Here is a 22,821-nt window from a genome sequence, read left to right as displayed (position 1 = left end):
ACGGCCTTTTGGAGGCACCACCATGGGAAAACAACGTAAAAACTGGCCCGCAGACGTCAAACAGACGATTGTCCTCGAAGTCATCAAAGGCGAAGAATCGGTGGCTACCATCGCCCGACGCCATGAGGTCAGCGAAGCATTGGTTTATCGCTGGAAGGACCAGTTCGTCCAGGGTGGCATGCAGGCCCTCACCGAGAGCAAAAAAGAAACGCCCAGTGCAGCGATGCAACACGAAAACGATCAGCTCAAACGCCTCTTGGCCGAAAAGGAGCTGGAACTCTACATCGCAAAGAGAGCGCGCGGACTCTAGAGATGCCTGAACTGGTGGCCCTCCACCGGCAGCATCCCGAGATCAGTATGAGGCGTTTTGCTTCCTTGGTGGGAGTGAAATACTCTAGACTCCGCGATTACATCCAAGGCGAAGAACAGCGTTTGAAACGAGAGAAAAAGCATCAAGATCACGGGGAAGTGGTCCGGACCCTGGCCCAACAGCATCCGACCTTTGGCTACCGCAAGCTGTACCAGGCCCTGGTGGCCCAGGAAATGCAGGTGGGGCGGGAATGGCTCAGAGGCTGGCTACGCAAGGAAAAACTCAGCCCAACTCCCCATGTGAAGCGCAGAAAGCCCAAGATTGAAACCCTACCCGAGAGCAAGTGGCCTGAAGGGAGGAGATTGCAGATCGATGCCACCATGGTCAAACTACCCAAAGAGGGGAAAGTGTGGATATATCAGGTGCTGGACGTAGAAAGTCGCTTGTGTCTGGCTGCAGAGGCCTTTCCGACCCTGTCGAGTTCAAACGCCGTGCTGAGCCTCAAGCTAGCGGTAGCAGAGCTAAAGAAACATGTCTCAGTGGAGAAGTTTTTGATCCAGAGTGATGCGGGATCGGACTTTACGTCTGACTTTTTTCAAGCGGTCTGCCTGGAGGTGGGCGAATGGGTGAGGTGCCGGACCTCGCAGAAAGGGGGGATGGGCATGCTGGAGCGGTTAAATCGGACCTTGAAGTACGAGGTGATCTTCCGCAATGACCCGCAGAACCTCTCTGAGTTGAAGAAGCTGCTGTCAAAATATCGTTTGTGGTACAACACGGAGCGCCTTCATTCGGCACTGCAGTACCTGACCCCAATGCAATTTCTACAGAAATCCGCTAAGATTCTCGTAACTTCTTGAAGGATTTTCTGGGGCGCTACCTGACGTACCGGACCTCACCCAGGGTGCCGTCGGCCTGTTTGAGTTTGTCTCCAACCCTCAGGTGTCCTGCTCCCACCCAATTGTCACTCAGGTCTGGGTGACCCTCGGGTTTGGGTCTGGGTTCACCGTCTGAACGCTCCGTGACGTAGAAGGGGTGTTCAAATCAGAAAGTCTTTATCTGCCCAGCAGGGGCCATCGGTTATTCTGGCTCAGTAGCCATTCCAGGAAATCAGCATCCAATACAGCAAAGAACCAGATTTCCTCGTCGGCTGTCAGATAGGGTGCAGCCCACATCTGGCCTGGATGGGGAACAAATTGTTTCTGCAGCCTTGCAAAGCCCGTCTGCCAGTCCCTTTCTTCCAGACCACGGTCCATCAGCGGATCATCGACCTCAACCACCCCAGAAAATGCCCGTGCCAGAGCCAGAGTAAGCCCATAAACCACCGGGATCGCCTGGGGATGCCGGGTGACCGTTCCCAGTGTCACGCAACTCCCTGGCTGAAAGCCCACATGGGTTTCAAAATAATGCAGGTCCTCTTCCAACTTTCCGGAAGCATGGGGGTACAGAGAGACAGCCAACGTGATGGGCCATTCCAGCACCAGGTCTTTTTGCAGGTCAAATTCGTAAAGGGTAAGCAGATGGTGGTTGTGGCCCTGCTTTGACAGCCCTCCAAACTTCTGGAAGAACTGAAACAGGTCTGCCTGGATGGCTTCCAGGTCTTGATGAAACAAGATGCTGACATCGACTTCAACCACAAATCCTCCACCAAATCATCAGACGGATCCATCCAGTTTACCTGTCAACACCGTGGGAAACGCGGGGTGCATTTGAATCCGGTCAATCTCCCACCAGAACGGTAAACTTGGAACATGGGAACCTTCAACACTTTCATCTTGCACCAGCCCTGTGCCCACTGCCAGGTTGAAATTGATCAACACATTCAATTCAAATATGCCGACACCTGGCAACACACCTACCACCTCGGAGACACCCTCGAATGGGGAGGAAACCAGACTGGCAACCCAGCCCAGGGTCTGGTGGTGCTGGACGCTGCCACAGAAGACTGCCCCCACTGTGGTCATGATGAGGAATTTTATGTGGTGTTCGTGGAGGACAACCGACTGGTGGGTGCAGCCCCAAATCAGGGTCGTTTTCACTTTGAAGGAGACCTCACGTATGCCCTCCTTCCCTCGCCAGAACCTTGGGTGGACGATTTGCTGTGGGGTTACCACATGCAATCTCTTGGACTTTCTGCTTCAAGCACCGAAAGGGATCTGGTTGACCTCGTGCGTTCCCGTGAGCAGCCCAGCGCACGAAAGTTGCAGGCCCTGGACATCCTGGGGCATCGACCCACACTGGCAGCCGAGACCGTACTTTCGCTGCAAGAATTGCTGGCGGGTCCTGAGGATATTTCGCATGGGGTGGTCACCGTCTTCAGCAGACTGACATCCGATCAGGCGAATTTCTGGCTGTTGCCTCTGCTGCAAGGTCAATCTCTGGTTTTGAGACGTGCAGCTCTGGCCGCATTGTCCAGGGTCAACCACCCTGGCGGATCCCAGAAAGAGAACACACGGCGAATCCACACAGATTTTGCCGTGCCTGCCACAGCCGTTGATGTGCAGGACCTCTTTCAGCGCCACCTGCATGATGCGGATCCAGAAATGGTCACCCTGGTGATCCCCTTGCTCGGCAGTCTTGGGGTTCCCCTTTACCCAGATGACCTGTTGCGATACAGCCCGCATGCCAGGGTTCGGGCAGCTTTCATCCAACAGGTCCGTGAGCAGGTGGAGGCAGACCTGTATCCTGATTCAGACCTCAAAACCATCTGGGCGGATGTGATGCAGATGTTGCAGGACCCGGAGCCTGCAGTGCGTCAGCAGGCCGCGCTGGGTTTGATTCCTTTTGTCCGGTCCGGGGCACCTGTTCCCAGGCTGGACGAGGAAAACCGCTTGAAAACGGTGGAGCACCTCCAGATGCATTTCGGGGCAGAAGGTGCCAGAGAGGTGAGGGCAGCGATCCTGACGGTGGCCAGGTTTAGCTTTGATCTTCCGATGGCCCGGGAGGTCTTTTTGCTGGGTGCCAGACATCCAAGCCTGCAAACACGGATGGACGTGTTGCAGGAAGTGGAGGAGGCGTTTCAGACGGGAGGAGCGATGCCCTCCTATGCATTCCGCAAAGATCCCATGATCCACCAGGTGCTGCACGAGTTGTCAGAAGAAGGAAAGGGTGAGATGGAGGGCCTTCAGGCTCAAGCCCAGGGCCTTTTCCGGCGACGGTTTTAGCCTACAAATCTTGCTTGAAAGCCCAGACCATCCGCCTTCTGATGGATTACAGGCTGGCATTTCTGCTCTACAGTGGGAGCAGGAGTCAGAAAGATGAAAAAAGAAGAATTGGAATCCCATTTGCTGGTTGGGCGTGAAAATGCTGTCTGCATCGATATTTCTAATGTTTCAGATATACCCGGCCAGGTGCGGCATGTGATCATCCAAAAGGGAAATGATGTGCTGATCAAATTCAAGCCTTACCAACTGGACGAAAGCAGTCTGGTCTTCCGGAAACACTACCCTTCACTGGATGAGCTGATCCTGGACATGGAAGCTTACCTGGGTCAGCCTCTGGAGCATTGGGAAAACCACTCCAGAACGGGCAAGTATCCTCAGCCCGATGACGCTCTGGTGCAACGTTTGGAGTGGACTGAATTTCAGCGCATTGCCCAGCAACTGGTCCCTCCGGGCTTTTCAAGGTGATGAGTGGAATGATCTGAAAGAATGACCCCTGCAGACCAGCCAATGAAATCCCTTATCATGCTTTTGAAGAACTCGCTTTAGGGGCTGGCCATGGCCCAATTCAACAGAGTCCTTGCCAAAATGCCTGAACAAAAATTACTCCCCTGCAGAGGTTGTGGGGCCCTGGTCCACACAGAACAGGTGGTGGTGGCACCTTACTCAGTCGAAGATGATCATTGCCCCCTGTGCCACTGGAGTGAAGACATTGAGGGTTTCAGGGTGCCTGATTTGGCCCATTTCCAGCGAAAACTGTACTGCAGGCAAAGGAGCCTGGAAGACATGGGGCCCTTCCTGGACCCGGTGGAAGCTTCCAGCAACATCCAATATGATCCCGAGTTTCGCCTGATTCACCGCAAGGATTTCCTGATGTCTGATGATCGCCACCGATTGATGGTGGATTTCGGTTCAGACGTCGAAACCTGGTTTTATTGGCGAAGCAACCACTGGCACAGAAATCCCAGGATCATCCACAAGAAAAGTTATGTCCGCAAGCTCAGACGGATCATGCAGGATCCCAGGCGCAGAAAAGCCGAACGCCCTGGTGTTCCACCTTGCAACCGTTGTGGTCAGGCACTGGAGTGGTATGTGCGCAAGTCTCATGAATTGGGGTTCAAGTGTGCTGGCTGCAAGGTGCTGTATTTTGCAGGCTCCAGCCTCTTTGAAGGCCCACCAGTGGCAGCTGATGACTAAACTCCTGCTACCTTCTTTCTGATTTACCCATCAAGAGGCAGTTTGCTGGGTTCGGTAATCGGTCCTTTTCTGGACTTCCCCTGACCCAGAAAAACCGTTCCCGTCAAATCAGCGTTTTTCGGTTCGGAAACCCGTTCGTCAATTAATGTCAAGAAACAGTGGTATATCGATGAGTTTCCGAACTATACTGGTTTCATGAAAAACGCCATGGTCGGTTACGCCCGGGTCTCCACCCGGGACCAGAACCTCAACCTGCAGATCGATGCCCTCACCAAAGAAGGTTGCGTCAAAATCTTCAAGGACACCAGCAGCGGAGCCAAGACGGACCGGCCAGGATTTGCAGAAGCCCTGAATTACCTCCGGGAAGGGGACACCCTGGTCGTATGGAAACTTGATCGCCTCGGACGGAGCCTGAAAAACCTGATTGATACCGTGCAGCAGCTGCAATCCAGAGGCATCCACCTGTTGATCGTCAAAGAGAGGATTGACACCTCCACCTCGAACGGCAAGCTGTTTCTACACATTTTTGGTGCCCTGTCAGAGTTCGAGAGGGAATTGATCCGGGAACGCACCAAAGCCGGGCTGGAAGCAGCAAGGGCCAGGAACCGGGTTGGGGGTCGACCTGAGAAACTACTGCCCAATCAGGAGGTCATTCTTAAGAAGCTGCATGCCGATCCGAGCAATTCGCCCAAGGCCATCCAGGAGATGCTGGGCATCTCCAAGACCACCTACTATCGGTATTTGAAGAAGCAAAAACCTGTATAAGGGTGTAACTGAGAAAGACCTTTAGTGAAACGGTCCTGTGATTACTTTAGAGTTCTTGTATATATTATTTCTTTTTAAAACATAAATTAAACCCTGGTCCAGAAAGTTTGATTCCTTGATTAGTTTTCGAAAAACATATATGATTAAGGTGCCAATACCAGAAAACATAAGGAGCAGTATATGAGCACAGATCCTACATGGAATCCAGAACAACTTTTTAAATTAGATCCCGATGGCAACTGGTGGATCAAATTCCCTATGGCTGAAACCATCGATGCTTTCTACAAAGATCCACAAAAAGCACTTGATTTTGTTTTGTTTGCCCTCCAACTGCCCAGAGACAGATACGAAACAATGATTGATGCAGCGGTCAGTCACGTGGCTGAGGAAGACTTACCTGTTCTGGCGTCCACAGCCTTGCGAATCTTACAGGCTAACCCTATGCACAAGCGGGCAAACAGGCTGATTGGGGATATCGGGTTGCAACGTCCCACCATTCTACATCCTTATCTGCAAAGTCTTTACAAGTTAAAATTCCATGTCCGCACAACTTATCCCTGGCGTGAGTCCAGTGATCTATACCTGGATTTTCTATCTGCCGAGCGCTGGAAAGAGGGGCTGGACCGAAGAGACTGGGCCTTCGCCCAGAGATGTTTGTTGGAAGCCCGCTCTCCTTCGACCCTTCATGCTGCTTTGGCCCCACTTTCAAAGCCTCTTTCATCGGTGGGGGGAGAAACCTACTTGTTGAGTGAAGTTGGTTTTCACTTGAAAGATGGGTCTCTTGACCCACTGTATCAAGAGCAAAGCTGGCACCTGACCTTCACAGAATCAGGCTATATGCCCAGGTGGCATTTTCAGGACCACCATCATCCCACCTGGTCCTTGGCCACAGAACCTGAAGAACACCTCTTTGGGGGGACCCTGGAAGACCGAATCTGTGGGGTATGCGGGCAGCCCTTACATCGACTCATTAGCCTTGAACCCGTACCGGCAGAATTGCACGTCTCCCTGCCTCAATTGACCTTTGCCACGTGTCTGTCTTGTATGGGCTGGGATGGTGGTGTGTTGTACTACCAGCATGACTCCCAAGGGCTCCCCATCAGTCTGGACGTGCAAGAGGTTTTTGATGAACCAGAGTTCCCTGCCCAACCTTTGCCGACAACCAGGGTGCAGCTTGCAAAGTCGCCTCCGAGATGGCGCTGGCAAGAGTGGGGGAACGCCAACAGCCGGCAAAACCTGCACCGATTGGGGGGATACCCTTCCTGGGTGCAAAGCCCAGATTATCCAGAGTGTTCGCAATGTGGAAAGGTCATGACGTTTATCCTGCAATTGGATTCAGACTTGCCCACCACAGAAGGGGATGCATGGCTGTGGGGCAGTGGAGGCATAGCCTATACGTTCTGGTGTGACAGTTGTCGAGTCAGTGCTTTTCACTGGCAGTGCACCTGAAAAAGGTGTTTTACACGGAAGAGGTTGTGATTTTGCACATAGACATCCCCACAGAAATGATGAGTATTTCCTGAGTGGTCTTCAACTTGGCACTGACCCAAGTAAGCGTCTACAAAACCCCTTCACTTGTTCAGCAGAAGGGGCCAGTCCATCGGCCTTCTGCTGGCATGCGTGTTGTGCGCCTCAGGACCAGCAGGGAGCACAGGGCAAGTGAAAACGATCTGGTTTACACTGGTTCGTGTTCAAGGGTTCGTGTTCAAGGGGCTGATCATGTCACACCCGATTACTGGATCATGGAATTCAGGACATTTGTTTTCGAGGATGCAAAGAATTTTTATGGGATTTACTTTCGCAGCAGTGATTGATCTGCTCACCTCTGGGGCAGAACGAACACCAAAAAACCCACCTCATGGCCCTGAAAGGTGTCGTCGGAGAAGACAGGACCATGGGATGGGCTGGGGGCGGAAAAATCCGGGTGCAGGACAAAGCACCAGAGCAGAAGAAGACGCCAGGAAGATGTGATGCAGGCGGTGAAAGCGTCATGGGGAAGGTGCGGATTTTCCATTGCATGTCCTGACCTGCCAGCGAAGGGTGGAAGGGGTTGTTGGATGGTCCACCCTGCTTTTGGGGCCACCGACAGGTTCAGTCATGTCTGGGGTTTTGCTGACCAGCGTTGGATTCCATTGAAGGTGCCGCCCTCAAATGGAATCGATTCCATCGGTCATGGATCCCACTTTAGGTCAGGGAGATCCCCCATGTCAAGCCAGGGCCAGCAGGAATGGTTTCGTGTTCATTCGTTACAAAACCCCAAAAACAACACTGGAAACGCAAAAAATTGGGCTTTTTTCAACCCAGACGAAGCATTTCTGTAAACAAAGTTGTTTATACAACTCTTTCATGTTCACTTGGAATCGTTGCCATGAGGTGCTAAGGTGACTTTACCTCAAAAACCCAGTTGCCCACCCATGGGAAGGCTGCTTGTGCTTCCCTGCCGTGGAAACCCATTCAAGGAGCTCAAATGCGAAACGTTGCCTTTGGATTGACCCTCATGCTGTCTCTTGCTGCCTGCTCCACCCAGACCCTGATTCCTGCTGCACCCACTGAAATCACATCCCAGGCCCTCAGCCCCACTTCGCTGGGCGCACGCTACACCGATTCCACGGGCAACAACACCGGAACCACCCACGTGACCTTCCGCATCTGGTCTTCCAAAGCCACACGCATGGATGTGTACCTGTATGCCCAGGCTGCTGGAGCCGCAGAAAAACTCAAGTACACCCTGGTGAAAGACATCGCCACCAACATCTGGAAGGTCATTGTTCCCGTTTCCAGCCTGACCGGGGCAGGCATCAGCACGGTGTACTACGGTTACCGGGCCTGGGGACCCAACTGGCCCTACAATTCCAGCTGGACCAAAGGGAGTGGAACAGGATTTGTCTCGGATGTGGACGCAAACGGCAACCGTTTCAACCCCAACAAACTCTTGCTGGACCCTTACGCCCTGGAAATGAGCCATGACCAGAACAGCCCCACTTCGGGAAATTACACCGGTTTTGCTTACGCAAGTGGTCCCAGCTACCGAAACCAGGATTCTGGAAATGTGGCCCCCAAAGGCATTGTCCTGAAAACCGACACCACCAGTTACGGCACCAAACCCACCCGTGCCCTCAAAGACGATGTCATCTACGAAGTGCACCTGGCCGGGTTCACCAAAGGTGACACCAGCATCGCCAGCTGCCGGGGCACCTACTACGGGGTGACCCAGAAAGCCAATTACCTGCAAACCCTGGGGATCACCGCAGTGGAGTTTTTGCCCGTGCAGGACACCGACAACGACAGCAACGACGTGAACAACAGTGCCTCAGGACGGTCTTCCACCAGCACCAGTGGCGACAACTACTGGGGCTACTGGAACCTGAGTTACTTTGCGCCAGACCGCAAGTACAGCTGTGACAAGACCGCAGGAGGCCCTACCCGCGAATTCAAAGAGATGGTCAAGGCTCTGCATGATCGGGGCATCAAGGTGATCATCGACATGGTCTACAACCACACCGCAGAAGGCGGCACCTGGGGCACCAACGACACCGCCACCATCCTCAGTTACCGGGGCATCGACAACAGCGCTTATTACGTGCTGAGCAGTGACAAGCAGGGCTTTTTTGATGTCACCGCCACCGGAAACACCTTCAACACCCACCACCCCAATGTGCAGAACCTGATCATCGACTCCCTGAAATACTGGCGCGATGAGATCGGCATTGATGGTTTCCGTTTTGACCTCGCCTCCGTGCTGGGCAACACCTGCGAGGTGGGCTGCTACACCTACAACAAAACCGATGTCAACACCGCCCTCAACAAGATTGTGGCCAATGTGGCCCCCAGACCGGACGCGGGGGGCAGTGGGGTGGATCTGATTGCCGAACCCTGGGCGGTGGGCACCGGCACCTACCAGCTGGGCAACTTCCCCTGGGGCTGGAGCGAGTGGAACGGCGATTACCGCGATGTGATCCGCAAAGACCAGAACAAACTCGGCACAGACGCCATCACCCCCTCCCAGGTGTACACCCGGCTTTCCGGCTCTGCAGATCTGTTTCAGGACGATGGCCGCAAGCCCTGGCACAGCATCAATTACGTGGTGGCCCACGACGGCATGACCCTCAAGGATGTGTATTCCTGCAACGGCAAGAACAACACCCAGGCCTGGCCTTATGGGGTGAGCGATGGAGGAGACGACATCAACAACAGCTGGGACCAGGGCAACATTGCTGCAGACCAGCGCAAGGCCGCCAGAAACGCCATGGCACTGATGATGCTGAGCGCTGGAACCCCCATGTTCACGGGTGGAGATGAATTCCTGCGCACCCAGTTCTGCAACAACAACGCCTACAACCTGGATTCCAGCGCCAACTGGCTGAATTACAGCCTGAGCACCGACCAGACCAATTTCAAAACCTTCAGCCAGAACATGATTGCCTTCAGGAAAGCCCATGCTGCGTTGCGTCCTGCCAACTTCTACGGGTTCACGGACGGCAATGCCAACGGACTGGAGCAATACCAGACCTTCAAGGCAGATGGCACCATTGCAAACAGCACCTTCACCGCCGATTCGGGTCAACATGCTTTTGCTTACCGCGTGGATGCCAGTGAGCTCGGGGAAACAGGCATCACAGGGATTTACGTGGGTTACAACGGCTGGTCTGCTGCGATCAACTTCACCTTCCCCAATCCCGGGACTGGGAAAAGCTGGTACCGGGTGACCGACACCTGCACCTGGGCTGAAGGGGCCAGTCAGGTGGACCTGAATGCTGCCACCAATGTGGGTGTGCAGGGCAGTGTCTACTCGGTGTGCGCCAGGGGCATGCTGGTGCTGGTCAGCAAGTGAAATGGGGGGCCAGCAATGGCCCCTTTTTGACGTTTTCAGGGTGCCTGAAAGAAAACGCCCATGCACAAGATGCATGCCCAACAGGGCTTTGGGAGGATCAGGTGTTGAGTGAAGTGGGGCAAATCAGCAAGTTGTATGGAATCGCTTCCGTGGCTGGCTTGCAATCTTTTGAGGGTTTCGGTACATTAAGATCACTTTCAATGGAATCGTTGCCATGATCGATGCAGATGCATTGATGGGCCGCCGCATGGCCTCATCAGCATCTGAAAGGAGCACCTGTGTTCAAACGCCCCCTTCTCCTCAGCACCCTTGTCACTGGCCTCGTGGCCTGCAACCTCGCCCCCGCTCCCACCCCACCCACGCTGCCTGCTTACCCCAGTTACCTGCAAGGCAAAGACCTCAGCTTCTTCAAAACCAAACTGGGCAACCCCAACCTGAAAAGCGTGCTGGTGCTGCACTACCACCGTTTCGACGACCTCTACAACACCTGGAACGTGTGGTCCTGGATTGATGGTCTGGAAGGCGTGGTCACCCAGTTCACCGAAGACGACAAATTTGGCAAAATTGCCATCATCGGCTCGGAGAACCTGCCTGCCAAACGTGGTTTCATTGTGCGCAAGGGCGAATGGGAAGCCAAAGACACCCCCGATGACCGCTTCGCAGACATCCCTGCCAGTGGCCTTGCCGAAATCTGGGTGGTCAGCGGCCAGAAAGCCTTTTACACCGATCCCAAAGACATCGATCTGACCAGTCAGGCCAAAGCGGCCTTCATGGACAGCAGCACGCAGGTCAAAATCACCTACAACATTCCCCCTGAAAAACTCACCAAAGACAAACTGACCCTCTTGATCGATGGCAAAGCACAGACGGTTTCTGCAATCACTGTGGATGGAAAAACCGCAACCATCACCCTGGCAACGGCCCTCAAACCCGAAGACGCCAGCAAACCCATCACCCTGACCGGGCTGGGCATCAAAGCCCCCCTGACCGTGCACCTGCGGGATGTGCTCAGCGCAGACGCCTACACCTACGCCGGGGGTGACCTGGGGGCCACCTACGCTCCTGGTCAGACCACTTTCAAAGTGTGGACGCCTGTGTCCAGTGCCGTGCGGGTCAAGCTGTTCAACAGCGCTGCAGACACCACCCCTTTCCAGACCGTGAACCTGGTCAGAGGCGACAAAGGCGTGTGGAGCGGCAGCGCAACAGGCAACCTCGCCGGGAAATTCTACCTGCTGGAAGTCGTGCAGTACGGGGTCACCAAAACCACCGCCGATCCTTACAGCAAAGCCGCCAGCAATTACTTCGAGACCCAGCCGCTCAACCAGATGAAATCCGCAGTGGTGGATCTGGCCAGCACCAACCCGGACAACTGGGCCAGCTACACCCAGCCTTCCCTGAAACGCCACACCGACGCCAACGTCTATGAGGTGCACATCCGGGACTTCACGGTTTCCGCTTCCTCTGGCGTGGATGCGGGCAAACGCGGCAAATACCTGGGGATGGTGCAGACCGGAACCAAACTGCCTGGAACCAGCATTTCCACCGGCCTCGATCACCTGAAGCAACTCGGGGTGAATGCCGTGCAACTGATGCCCACCTTCGATTATGGCAACGAAAGCGAAGGGGCTTACAACTGGGGCTACGATCCGGTGTTCTACAACGTCCCCGAAGGCCAGTACTCCACCCAGCCGGGCAACCCTGCTGCCACCATCAAAGAATTCAAAACCATGGTCAAGGGCCTGCACGAGAACGGCCTGAACGTGATCATGGACGTGGTGTACAACCACACCAAGGTCACTGGAGAGCGCTCTCCTTTTGACCAGCTGGTGCCTTACTACTATTACCGCACCGACGATGAAGGCGCTTACCTCAACGACACCGGTGTGGGCAATGTGATTGCTGCAGAGCGTCCCATGGCCAGAAAATTCATCATTGACTCCCTGAAGTACTGGGCCAGTGAGTACCACATCCAGGGGTTCCGTTTTGATTTGCTGGGCACCGTCAAACCCGCAGATGTCAAAACCATCACCGAAGAGGTGCGCAAAATCAACCCCAGCCTGGTGCTGTACGGAGAGCCCTGGACCGGAGGAGGCCCCACCTACTTCGGCAAGGGTGCCCAGAAAGGCATGAACGTCGGGGTGTTCAACGACAACTTCAGAAACGGCATCATCGGTGGCGTCTTTGAAGTGGACACCAAAGGCTTCATCCAGGGCGCATTCAATCTGGCCCCTGCAGTGCAGTCTGGTCTGGGGGGCAGCCTGAACGACTTTGCCCAGGAACCCGGAGAGAGCGTCAACTACGCCACCAGCCACGACAACTATGTGCTGTGGGACCGCCTGACCCTGGGTGCCAGCAAAGGCAAGAGCGAGGCCACCCTCAAGCAGATGCAGAAAATGGCCTCCGCACTGGTGCAGACCGCCCAGGGACTGTCCTTCATGGTCGGCGGCGAAGAGTTTGCCCGCAGCAAAAAAGGCAACGGCAACTCCTACAACGCCGGAGACGACATCAACCAGTTCGACTGGACCCGACTGCAGCAGTTCGCAGATGTGAGCGCCTACTACAGCAACATCATCAAACTGCGTCAGGCCCACCCTGCCTTCCATTACAGCAGCCGTGCCGACGTGCTGGCCGCTTACCACCCCCTCAGTCTGAACAGCGACCAGGGCGTGATCGGGTTCGTGCTGGACGGCACCAAAGCCAAAGACAGCTGGAACCACATCCTGGTGGTCTTCAACGCCAACGAAGCCGCACAGAAAGTCACCCTGCCTGATGGCAACTGGAAAGTGATGGTCAAGGGAGACACCTTCAGCAGTGCCCCCATCGAAATGGCCAGCGGTGAATACACCGTTCCAGCCCTCAGCACCGTGATTGCCTACGCCGATACCCTGGAACCCCTCCCTGACGATCCTGCCCTGCCCCAGCTCAAATCTGCCCTGAATCTGGACACCACCAACCTCTCTGAGTTTGATGCCGCTGGCTGCAGCACCGACGCCACCCCCACCGACGACTGGGGTCCCGACAACATCCTGACCCAGCTCTGCGTGGCCCAGGACACAGAGAGCATTTACCTCGGTCTGCAGTACAAAGTCGGCAACGACAACCTGCTGATGGCTTTCCTGACCCTGGCCCAGGGCGGCCCTGTCAGCAACCTGCTCCAGCTGGACAACTGGAAGCGCAATGTGCAGTTCGATGCAGGTGTGGCCCCCAAGTACCTTGTTCTGCACAACCCCGGCCAGAACGCCCTGGAATTCCGTGAAATTCAGGATGCTGCGGGCACCACCAAAACCCTCACGCCTGCTGTGCTGAGCAGCAAGCAGGCCGCAGACGGCACCCGCTTCCTGAAAGCCCGCTTCCTGAAGAGCACCTTTGGCGCCAACCACGGCTTCAAGGTCTCCACGGGCATCCTGGGAGGAGAGAACTGGGGCGGCGCAGAAATCCTGCCCAGAACTGGCAATTCTTCCAGCGGTGACCCTGCTTCCCTGATCCAGATCCACCAGCCCCTGCCGTTCTCTTACTGAGCTGCATCCTGCAAACACCGGAGGTGGCCTGCGCCACCTCCTTGTTTTTTTCGAGGAGTCCCCATGAATCCCCACCAGCACACCACCACCATCCAGGCCGATCCCAACAAGCTGTGGGCACTGTGTGCCAACCCTGCCCTGTGGTCCCGCTGGGACCCGGAAGTGCAGGAAGCCACACTGGAAGGCAGCATGAGAATCGGAGCCACCGGGCAACTCACCACGGTGAAGGGCCAGCGGTTTCCGTTCAGGGTGCTGGTGTGTGATCCCAGCCAGACGCTTCTGCTCAGCCATCCGCTTTCGGTGGGGGTGGATTTGCTGCTCAAGCTGCACTGGGAGGGGAACCCTGCAGGCATCCAGCTGACCGGGGAAATTCAGCTGGTGGGTCCCATGGCGGCTTTAAAATACCGCATGAGCAAAGTCCAGCTGCTGCAAAGGCTGGAGCAGCGGGTGCATGGCCTCAGGCGAGAGCTGGAAAGTTACAGGTAAAAGACAGTCCAGTCAAACAAAATGGCAGATCAAAGCTGAGGGGATTCCCTCACCCTTTCTTCACAGCAGCCGTGGACCCCCGCACCACCAGTTCGGGTTTGAGGTCTGGCAGCATCTGCACGTCCTGTCCGTTCATCAGGGCAATCACCCGGTCTGCAGCCAGCACCCCCAGGGTTTCCCTGGGAAAATCCACTCCGGTGAGGGGCGGATCGGTGACCTCGGTGAAGAAGCGGTTGTCAAAACTGACGATGGAGATGTCTTCGGGGATGCGCAGCCCAGCAGCACGGACGGCCCGCATGGCCCCTATGGCCAGCCAGTCGTTGTAAGCAAAGAGGGCCGTGAATCTGGTGCGGGAGAGCAGGCGCTGGGTCATGCGTTCGCCCTGCAGGATTTCCCACTGGGGACCGGGCACCGATTGCACCAGTGCGGGATCAACAGGAAGTCCGGCCTGCTGCAGGGCTTTCATGTATCCGGTGTAGCGTCCCAGCGTGTGGTGGCGGTTGAGGGGTCCGGTGATGTGGGCGATGCGGGTGTGGCCCAGTTCGATGAGGTGCTGTGTGGCAATGAACCCGCCGTGCTCGTTGCTGATGTTGACGCACATGTGCTGCAGCTCTGGCAGGTAGCGGTGAATCAAGACCACCGGGATGTTGTCTTTGACCAGTTCCAGAATGGCCTCGTCGCTGATCAGATCTGCCAGCAGGATGTAGGCGTTGAGGCTGCGGCTGCGAAAGGTCTGCACGGCGTCTTCTTCCACCAGTGCGTCTTCGTGGCCCAGCGAGCACATCATGTGCACGCCGTGTTCCAGCAGCCTGCGTTCGATGGCGTTGACGATCACCCCGTAAAAGTCATCCCGCAGGTTGGGGACCAGCACCCCCACGGTCTTGAGGTCTTCGGTGAGCAGGCTTTTGGAGAAGGGGTTGGCCTTGTAGCCCAGCCGTTCGATCACTTCTCTGACCCGTTCCACCTTGTCTGGGCTCACTCTGGCGCTGCCATTGAGCACCCTGGACACCGTGGCTGGGGACACCCCTGCTTCACGGGCCACATCTTTAACGGTCAAGCCTCCAAAGGTCTGCATCTGAAATCTATTTCATGGTACACCATCTTCCGTCAAAAACAAAAACCCTGATCTTTCAAAGCTGTTTTCATTTTTTTCAATCGAAAACCTTTGTTTCCCAAAAAGAAAAGAGGAGGTTTGCTGCTCTGGCAGCATGGACGCCCTCAAAAAAGGCTTTTTGTTCTGGGAAAGCATCAAGTTTTGCAGCCCTGGACGAAAAAACTGCCGTGTGGGACACTTGACTTTTAAAACCAAACCTCCCTATACTTGCTTATGAAATACATTTCATAGAGGAGATGTGCTTCCGGGGTCTGGACCACCAGATCCCAGCAGGCAACAGGGCTTTTCCACAGAATTTTTCTGTTTTGTGGCAAGTTTTTTCGCATGTTGCGGTCAGGAAGCCCCATTTCCAGGATTCACGCCCTGAAAAATCGTGAAATCTGTTTCAAGATCTGCTTTCCGTTTCAGCAAGACCCACCGGATGTTTTCATCCTGAAGGAGAAGTGCATGCTCAACACCTCACAAATCAACGCCAGACTGGGCAGCAAGATGCTCTTCGGAGGAGACTACAACCCCGAACAATGGTCCGAAGACGTCTGGCAGCAAGACGTGGAGCTCATGAAAGAAGCCGGGGTGAACCTGGTTTCGGTGGCCATTTTCGGCTGGGCCAGACTGGAACCCGTGGAAGGCCAGTACGACTTTGACTGGCTGGACCGCGTGCTGGATTTGTTGCATGCCAACGGCATCTCTGTGAACCTTGCCACCGCCACTGCTTCCCCACCTGCCTGGATGGCCCTGAATCACCCTGAAACCCTGCCCATAGACCGCAGTGGTGTGCAATACGGCTTCGGGTCCAGACAGCAGTACAGTCCCTCCAGCCCCATTTACCGCGAAAAAGCCGCCCTGCTGGTGCGCAAGATGGCAGAGCGTTACAAGGACCACCCTGCACTGGTGATGTGGCACATCAACAACGAATACGGCTGCCACATCCAGGAGTGCTACGCACCACACACCGCCGAGGCCTTCAGACACTGGCTGGAGCAAAAATACCAGACCATCCCTGAACTGAACCGCGTGTGGGGCACCGCTTTCTGGAGCCAGGGCTACCAGAACTGGGCCGAAGTGCAGCCCCCCAGACACATGCCCGCCTTCTACAACCCCACCCACTGGCTGGACTGGCGCAGGTTCTCCAGCGACATGATCCAGGAATGCCTGGAGATGGAAGTGCAGATCCTGCGGGAAATCACCCCGGATGTGCCCCTCAACACCAACTTTCTGGGTTTCAGCAAAGCCGTGGACCAGCGCTCATTTGCACAGCAGGAAGACCTGGTCTCCATCGACATTTACCCCGATCCTGCCACCCAGGAAAGCAAAATTGACGCTGCCCTGCAAAGCGACTGGGCCAGAAGTTTGAAAGACGGCCAGCCCTGGATCGTGATGGAGCAGGCCCCCAATCAGGTGCAGTGGCGACCCATCAACCGCCTGAAAAAACCCGGCCAGATGCGCCTCCTGAGCTACTCCATGGTGGCCCGTGGCGCAAAAGGCATCCTGTACTTCCAGTGGCGCCAGAGCATCAGTGGCTCTGAGAAATACCACTCTGGCATGGTCCCCCACACTGGAACCTCTTCTCGCACCTGGCAGGAAATCCGGGCGCTGGGCAACGAACTGAAAGCCCTTCCCGAACTGTCTTTCACTCCCGATGCAAAAGTGGCTTTGATCCTCGACTGGGACGCCTGGCAGGCCCTGGAGCAGGAATCCCATCCCCACACCGGGCTTTCCCTGATGGAACAGATTGGCCACTTCTATCAGGTGCTGTGGAAACAGAACATCCTGGTGGATTTTGTGACCTCTGACCATGACCTGTCTGGTTACCAGCTGGTGCTGGCCCCCAGCCTGCCCATCCTGTCTGAAACTGCAGCTGCAAACCTGAAAACCTACGTGCAAAACGGCGGTCATCTGGTGATGTCCTGCTTCAGCGGTCTGGCAGACCCCAACGACCACATCTACAGCGAAACCTTTAACGGCAGTTACAACCCCCTGCTGATTGACATGCTGGGCATCCTGATCCGCGAATTCGATCCCCAGAGCAGTGGCACCGTGCTGGAGCTCAGCAATGGCTGGCAGGCCGTGCAGTGGGCCGATGTGCTGGAACTGCAGGGCGCAACCGCCCTGGCAAGTTTCACCAGCGACCACTTTGCAGGTGCCCCTGCCATCACCGAAAACCAGTACGGCAAAGGAAAAGCCTACCACCTGGGCACCCAGTTGCAACTGAGCAGCCTGGAAGCCTTCCTGAAACACACCCTGCAAAATGCAGGTGTGCAGAGCCCTCTGGAGGTGCCCGAAGGCATCGAAGTGGTGGCCTGGAAAGACGGCACCACCTTCCTGATCAACCACACCAGCCAGGAACACACCGTCTTGCTGCCTGCCCCCATGCAGAACCTGCTGCAAAGCGCAGCAACACAAACCGCACAGCAGGAACTGAAACTTGCCCCCATGGATGTGGCTGTGTTGCAGCCCCAGACCCAACTCGAAGCCATTTTGCAGTAAGACAGCCATCAAGCGCCCCCCCATCACCCACCACAGGAGCGTTGCTCCTCGGGAAATCGAGCAGAGGAATCAAGGAGAGAGAAGATGAAGAACATTGCACTGCTGGGCCTGACACTCATTGCCGGAAGCACCCTGGCTGCCCCCAAAGGCGAAATCACCATCTGGAGCTGGGACGTTGCCGCCAAAGCCCTGGAAGCCACCGTCCCCAGCTTCAACAAGCTGTACCCCGATGTGAAGGTCAAAATTGTGGACCTGGGCAACCAGAACGTCTACGACCGTGGCCTGGCCGGATGTGCGGCAGGCGGCGCTGACCTCCCCGATGTTTACTCTGTGGAAAACGGTGAGGCAGAAGTGTTCTGGGCCCGCTTCCCCGACTGCTTCACCGACCTGACCACCCTGGGGGCCAGCAAGTACATCAAGAGCTTCCCCGCTTTCAAATGGACCGAACTTTCCGTGGGCAACAAGCGCTACGCCATGCCCTGGGATTCCGGCCCTGTGGTGATGTTCTACCGCCGCGACCTCTACAAGCAGGCTGGAATCAGCCCCACCAGCATCAAAACCTGGGATGACTTCATCAAGGCTGGCCAGAAGGTCAACGCCAAGTTCGGTGGCAAGGTCAAGATGGGCGTGATTGGCAACGGCTCTGACGACGAGTGGTTCAGAATGCTGGCCAACCAGAACGGCTGCTTCTACTTCGACAACGATGCAAAAGAAGTGACCATCAACCAGGCAGGCTGCGTGGATGCCCTCAACACCGTCAAGAAACTCATGGACGCCAAACTGCTCTCCGTGGGCGACTGGGGCGGACAGATCACCGCCTTCAAGAAAGGCGACACCGCCACCAGCATGTTCGGTGCATGGTATGAAGGCACCATCCGCAGCAATGCCCCCGAACTGAGCGGCAAGTGGGGCGTGTACCCCATGCCCGCAGCCAAAAAAGGCGGCGTGCGTGCAGCCAACCTGGGCGGATCCGCCCTGGCCCTGCCCGCCAGCAGCAAGAACAAAGAAGCCGCTTACGCTTTCATTGAGCACGCCCTGGCCACCAACGAAGGCCAGATCGCCATGCTGAAACAGTACGGTCTGGTGCCTTCCCTGCTGAGCGCCGCCAAGGATCCCTACGTGGCACAGGGCCAGAAATACTGGGGCAACCAGAAGGTCTGGAAGACCATCCTGGACACCCTCGGTGATGTTCCTGCTGCCCGCGGCACCCAGTTCTTCCAGGAAGCCCGTCAGATCATGGTGGTGACCCAGGCTGACTTCATCTCTGGCAAGTTCAAGACCGCCAGAGAAGCCCTGGACAGCGCAGCCAAACAGATCAGCGCTGCCACTGGCTTGCCCGTCGCCAAGTAAGCCCAAGGATTAAAGTAACCGTCAGGGCACCTGCAGTTGCAGGTGCCCTGCAAGGAGGAAGACATGCTCCGCTTCAGGCAGAACGCTGTACCATATGGCTTTTTGATGCCATACCTGCTGATCTTTCTGGTGTTCTGGGCTTACCCGCTGGTCCGCAGTTTGCTCGACTCTTTTGACGATTCCCGCATTCTGGGATTTTCTTTCAACACCACAAACTGGACGAGACTTTTCTCTGATCCCTTTTTCCTGACCGCTCTGAAGAACACCCTGTTCATCATGGTGATTCAGGTTCCCGTGATGCTGGCCCTGGCGGTGGGACTGGCCGTGGCCCTCAATTCCGGGGTGCTGAAAGCCAAGGGTTTTTACCGCTTTGCCTTTTTTGCACCGCTGGTGGTGGGCACCACCGCGTACTCTGCCATCTTCCGTCTGATTTTCAACACCCAGTATGGGGCCGTCAACCAGGGCCTGAATGCCATTGGGATCGCTTCGGTGGACTGGTTGAACCAGCCCGGACCCGCCATGGCCGTGATCATGATGGCCATCACCTGGCGCTGGGCCGGATACAACGCCATCCTGATTCTGGCCGGACTGCAAAGCATCGGTCAGGAGGTCTACGAGGCCGCCGCGCTGGATGGGGCCTCCAAAACCACCACCTTCTTCAGGATCACCCTGCCCCTTTTGCGTCCCAGCATCCTGTTCTGTCTGGTGATTTCGGTGTTCGGGACGCTGCAACTGTTCACTGAGCCTGCCCTGATCACCGCAAGTGGACCCGGCAATGCCACCATGACACTGGGCACCTACCTGTACCAGCAGGGCTTCAGAAGCTTCAACTTTGGTTATGCCAGCGCCATTGCTTATGGGGTGGCCATCCTGGGGGCCGTGGTGAGCTGGATTCAACTGAAAGTGCTGGGAGGAGACAACACATGACCAGCAAAGCCGTGTCCCAGAGCAGACCCAGAAATGCCCACAAAAGCAGCGAAACCCTGCAAAGCATCCTGTTGCACATCCTGATGACCCTGGGTGCCCTGCTGTTCATTGCCCCCCTCTACCTGATGCTGGTGTACGCCACCCACCCGGACAACGGCATTTACTCTGGTGCGCTGTGGTTTGGCAGTGAAGCCGTCAACAACTTCAAGAACCTGCAGGCAGACACCAACTTCCTGAAGGCCACCTTCAACAGCCTGATGATTGCGGTGCTCTACACCACGGTGAGTTTGCTGTTCACCAGCATGGCTGGCTTTGCTTTCACCAAGTACGAATTTGTGGGCAAGAACTTCTGGTTCGGTCTGATTCTGGCCACCATTGCCATTCCGGCTTTTGTGACCATCATCCCGCAGTACATCATGGTGGCCCGCGATTTCCATTTGACCAACACCTACTGGGCGGTGATTCTGCCTGGTCTGGCCAACACCGTGGGGATTTTCTACATGCGCCAGACTTTTCAGGGGGTGCACAACGACCTCTTGAATGCTGCCCGCATTGATGGAGCCAGCGAATTCCGGGTGTTCTGGCAGATTGCCCTGCCCGTGGTGCGTCCTTCCCTGGCTGCACTGGCGATCCTGCTGTTCCTGGCAAGCTGGAACGATTACCTGTGGCCGCTGCTGGTCCTCAACAACAAGGACGCCTACACCATTCCGGTGGCCCTGGGCACCCTGGTGGGCCTGACCCGCGTGTCCTGGGGCGGGATCATGATGGGAACAGCCATTTCCACCATGCCTTTCCTGATCCTGTTCATGCTGGCCCAGCGGCACATTGTGGCCGGGGTGGCCGGAGGGTCCGTCAAGGGCTGAGTGGGCCTTTCAGCAAAGAAGACACACACAAAAAACGCCCGAGTCTCTCAGGCGTTTTTTGTGTTTCTGTGATGCGTTTCTGTGAGACTGGGTTACTGAATCATCCCACGGTGTTGCAAGAGAGCGTTGGAAAACTCCCAGTGCAGCTCCTGCAAATCTGGATGGTTGGACAGATGATCGAGCATGTCCTCCAGGGTTTCAAAAGCTCCTGCAAATGCCACCCTGAAGTCATCCTGGCTCTGGGTCAGCACTTCCAGAACCACCAGTCCCTGCGGAATGATGTACAGGCTGAAAAAGAAAACACTGGGCGATTTGGTGAATTGCCAGTCATAAAAGGGCTTCCAACCCGATTTGTCCAGCTGGGCAATGGTGGTGGTGAGATCAGTCATGGGTAAGGTCCTTTTGTGGGAGGGTCATGTAGCGGGGGTCCAGCAGCAGCAGCAAAAAAGCCTGCAAATCTTGCTTTTCCTTCTGACTCAGATGCAGTCTGGGGAGATGGCCCTTTTCGTCTCCTCCACGGTCATAGAATTCTATGACCTCCTGCAAGGTTTTCAAACTGCCATCATGCATGTAAGGGGCTGTGAGGGAAACATTGTGCAAACTCGGCGTGCGGAAAGCAAACAGCATTTGCTTTCCAGAAACCACATCTCCACGCCCATGGTCATGCCCGAAGGTTTCGGTTTCTTGACCCTGAACGATGTTGCTCTGGCGCACAATGGCCTGTTTTTTCAGGCCGGTGTAGTGGTACTGCTGATCCGTCAAGGCTTTTCCAGCATGACAACTGCTGCACCCTGCCTTCCCATAAAACAGTTTTTTTCCCTGCTGCTCAGAGGGAGTGTAAATGGCATGGTTGGCATAAGAGTCTGTGCTGCGAATGGACCACAGATGAGCTGCCAGGGCTTTTTTGGTGAAATCCTTCTCGCTGGTGACCACCTGCTGTTTTCGGGTCAGGGCGTAGAGTTTGCCCAGCGTCGGATGGTGGCTCAGTGTGCGGTGAATGCGTTCAGGGGAAGAGTGCATTTCATGCAAAGCGAAGAGGGGCTCTTCAACCTGATCATACAGGGTGGCCGCACGACCATCCCAGAAGTAGGATTTGTAATAACCCACATTCAGCAAACTTGGAGTGTTGCGCCGCAACAGCAGTTGGCCAATTTTGGGACGCTGCAACCCATCCTGAAATGCCCGATCTGGATCATGGCAGGTCTGGCATGAGATGCCCCTGGGAGACAATTCAGTGTTCCTGAACAGCAAAGCCCCTGCCCTTTGCAACTCAGGGGTGGAAAGGGGTGGGGAGGAAGGGGAGAAACTGGAATGCAAATAATAACTTCTTGCTGCAGTCAATGCTGCAGCAAGAAGAACAGAAGACAACAAGAAGATCCTTCTCATCAAAACCCTTGCAAATCTTGAGATTCGTCAGGGATTACATTCCACCATTCCAGCTGATTTTCCAGACCAGGGTGTCTTGTTTCTGAATTTTGGAAACCGTCACCAGGGCCTGCTGCTGGCCATATTTGGGCTCAACAACACGCAAGACCTGTCCATCTTTGGCTTTCAGATGGGCCACCCCTTGTTCATTGGTGGAAGACAACAGGGTGTTGGTGGCATTGTCAAACACCAGTGCGCCTTGAACAGGAGCATGGGTCTTTTCCAGAGCAACTTGCACCTGATAATCAAAGGTGCTGGCCGGACTGGAAACATTGGTTTTGGAGCAAGAGATAAGGGTAAGCGCAGAACTCTGTACAGGACAAAAATCTAAAAATGGCCTGGTACTCCGGGCCAACAATGCTATTTGAGGCGGGCGCGCCAGTCGTGTAG

The 22,821-nt window shown here is 55.5% G+C and carries 19 protein-coding genes; 14 read left to right on the top strand and 5 right to left on the bottom strand.

Going from position 1 to position 22,821, the window contains the following annotated elements; all coding sequences use genetic code 11:
• Window positions 1–22 precede the first annotated feature (22 nt).
• Together IEY52_RS24855 and IEY52_RS24850 are read left to right on the top strand one after the other, a co-directional pair.
• Complete coding sequence (locus IEY52_RS24855; protein WP_189008806.1) at window positions 23–310, top strand: transposase; 288 nt, start codon at window positions 23–25, stop codon at window positions 308–310.
• Window positions 311–312: 2 nt separating this feature from the next.
• On the top strand, window positions 313–1,167 hold the full coding sequence (locus IEY52_RS24850; protein ID WP_189008803.1) for an integrase core domain-containing protein: 855 nt from the start codon (window positions 313–315) through the stop codon (window positions 1,165–1,167).
• Window positions 1,168–1,362: 195 nt separating this feature from the next.
• Here IEY52_RS24850 and IEY52_RS24845 read toward each other — a convergent pair whose 3' ends face one another.
• A complete protein-coding gene (locus IEY52_RS24845) occupies window positions 1,363–1,944 on the bottom strand; it encodes a DUF6368 family protein (RefSeq protein ID WP_189008801.1) in 582 nt (193 codons plus the stop codon).
• 114 nt (window positions 1,945–2,058) lie between these two features.
• Here IEY52_RS24845 and IEY52_RS24840 point away from each other — a divergent pair, with 114 nt between their 5' ends.
• From IEY52_RS24840 to IEY52_RS24805, 8 genes are all read left to right on the top strand, one after another.
• Entirely contained in the window at window positions 2,059–3,471 is a 1,413-nt protein-coding gene (locus tag IEY52_RS24840; RefSeq protein ID WP_189008798.1) for a HEAT repeat domain-containing protein, read from the top strand.
• Between the two features lie 93 nt (window positions 3,472–3,564).
• The gene (locus IEY52_RS24835) at window positions 3,565–3,936 is read left to right on the top strand and encodes a hypothetical protein (protein ID WP_189008795.1); all 372 of its coding nucleotides are present in this window, start codon (window positions 3,565–3,567) and stop codon (window positions 3,934–3,936) included.
• Between the two features lie 318 nt (window positions 3,937–4,254).
• Window positions 4,255–4,665, top strand: coding sequence for a hypothetical protein (locus IEY52_RS24830; protein ID WP_189008792.1), 411 nt, complete (start codon window positions 4,255–4,257; stop codon window positions 4,663–4,665).
• Between the two features lie 195 nt (window positions 4,666–4,860).
• On the top strand, window positions 4,861–5,430 hold the full coding sequence (locus IEY52_RS24825) for a recombinase family protein (protein WP_229684973.1): 570 nt from the start codon (window positions 4,861–4,863) through the stop codon (window positions 5,428–5,430).
• Between the two features lie 180 nt (window positions 5,431–5,610).
• The gene (locus IEY52_RS24820) at window positions 5,611–6,879 is read left to right on the top strand and encodes a DUF1963 domain-containing protein (protein WP_189008789.1); all 1,269 of its coding nucleotides are present in this window, start codon (window positions 5,611–5,613) and stop codon (window positions 6,877–6,879) included.
• 1,018 nt (window positions 6,880–7,897) lie between these two features.
• Entirely contained in the window at window positions 7,898–10,261 is a 2,364-nt protein-coding gene (locus tag IEY52_RS24815) for an isoamylase (RefSeq protein WP_189008786.1), read from the top strand.
• 278 nt (window positions 10,262–10,539) lie between these two features.
• A complete protein-coding gene (pulA, locus tag IEY52_RS24810) occupies window positions 10,540–13,779 on the top strand; it encodes a type I pullulanase (protein ID WP_189008784.1) in 3,240 nt (1,079 codons plus the stop codon).
• A gap of 63 nt (window positions 13,780–13,842) precedes the next feature.
• A complete protein-coding gene (locus IEY52_RS24805) occupies window positions 13,843–14,265 on the top strand; it encodes an SRPBCC family protein (protein WP_189008780.1) in 423 nt (140 codons plus the stop codon).
• A 49-nt stretch (window positions 14,266–14,314) separates the two neighbouring features.
• Here IEY52_RS24805 and IEY52_RS24800 read toward each other — a convergent pair whose 3' ends face one another.
• Window positions 14,315–15,322 carry a LacI family DNA-binding transcriptional regulator gene (locus IEY52_RS24800; protein ID WP_189008777.1) on the bottom strand — a complete coding sequence of 336 codons (1,008 nt, stop codon included), beginning with the start codon at window positions 15,320–15,322 and terminating at the stop codon, window positions 14,315–14,317.
• 504 nt (window positions 15,323–15,826) lie between these two features.
• Here IEY52_RS24800 and IEY52_RS24795 point away from each other — a divergent pair.
• The 4 genes from IEY52_RS24795 to IEY52_RS24780 all read left to right on the top strand — a co-directional run bounded on the left by IEY52_RS24795 (window position 15,827) and on the right by IEY52_RS24780 (window position 21,006).
• A complete protein-coding gene (locus tag IEY52_RS24795; RefSeq protein ID WP_189008774.1) occupies window positions 15,827–17,866 on the top strand; it encodes a beta-galactosidase in 2,040 nt (679 codons plus the stop codon).
• A gap of 84 nt (window positions 17,867–17,950) precedes the next feature.
• Window positions 17,951–19,216, top strand: coding sequence for an ABC transporter substrate-binding protein (locus IEY52_RS24790; protein ID WP_189008771.1), 1,266 nt, complete (start codon window positions 17,951–17,953; stop codon window positions 19,214–19,216).
• A 105-nt stretch (window positions 19,217–19,321) separates the two neighbouring features.
• Entirely contained in the window at window positions 19,322–20,143 is an 822-nt protein-coding gene (locus tag IEY52_RS24785) for a carbohydrate ABC transporter permease (RefSeq protein ID WP_229684972.1), read from the top strand.
• On the top strand, window positions 20,140–21,006 hold the full coding sequence (locus IEY52_RS24780) for a carbohydrate ABC transporter permease (protein WP_229684971.1): 867 nt from the start codon (window positions 20,140–20,142) through the stop codon (window positions 21,004–21,006). Before IEY52_RS24785 ends, IEY52_RS24780 begins: the two co-directional genes overlap by 4 nt.
• A 92-nt stretch (window positions 21,007–21,098) precedes the next feature.
• On the opposite strand, the gene IEY52_RS24775 is transcribed toward IEY52_RS24780, so the two are convergent.
• From IEY52_RS24775 to IEY52_RS24765, 3 genes are all read right to left on the bottom strand, one after another.
• Window positions 21,099–21,395, bottom strand: a complete 297-nt coding sequence (locus tag IEY52_RS24775) for a hypothetical protein (RefSeq protein ID WP_189008763.1) — start codon at window positions 21,393–21,395, stop codon at window positions 21,099–21,101.
• Window positions 21,388–22,377 (bottom strand): cytochrome-c peroxidase, encoded by a 990-nt coding sequence (locus IEY52_RS24770; RefSeq protein ID WP_189008760.1) that lies wholly within the window; start codon window positions 22,375–22,377, stop codon window positions 21,388–21,390. Before IEY52_RS24770 ends, IEY52_RS24775 begins: the two co-directional genes overlap by 8 nt.
• Window positions 22,378–22,426: 49 nt before the next feature.
• Window positions 22,427–22,821: hypothetical protein (locus IEY52_RS24765; protein WP_189008757.1), on the bottom strand; the 395-nt coding region annotated here is incomplete at its 5' end.

Source organism: Deinococcus roseus (genome assembly GCF_014646895.1).
Lineage (GTDB): Bacteria > Deinococcota > Deinococci > Deinococcales > Deinococcaceae > Deinococcus_C > Deinococcus_C roseus.
This window is presented reverse-complemented; position numbering and strand designations above follow the sequence as displayed.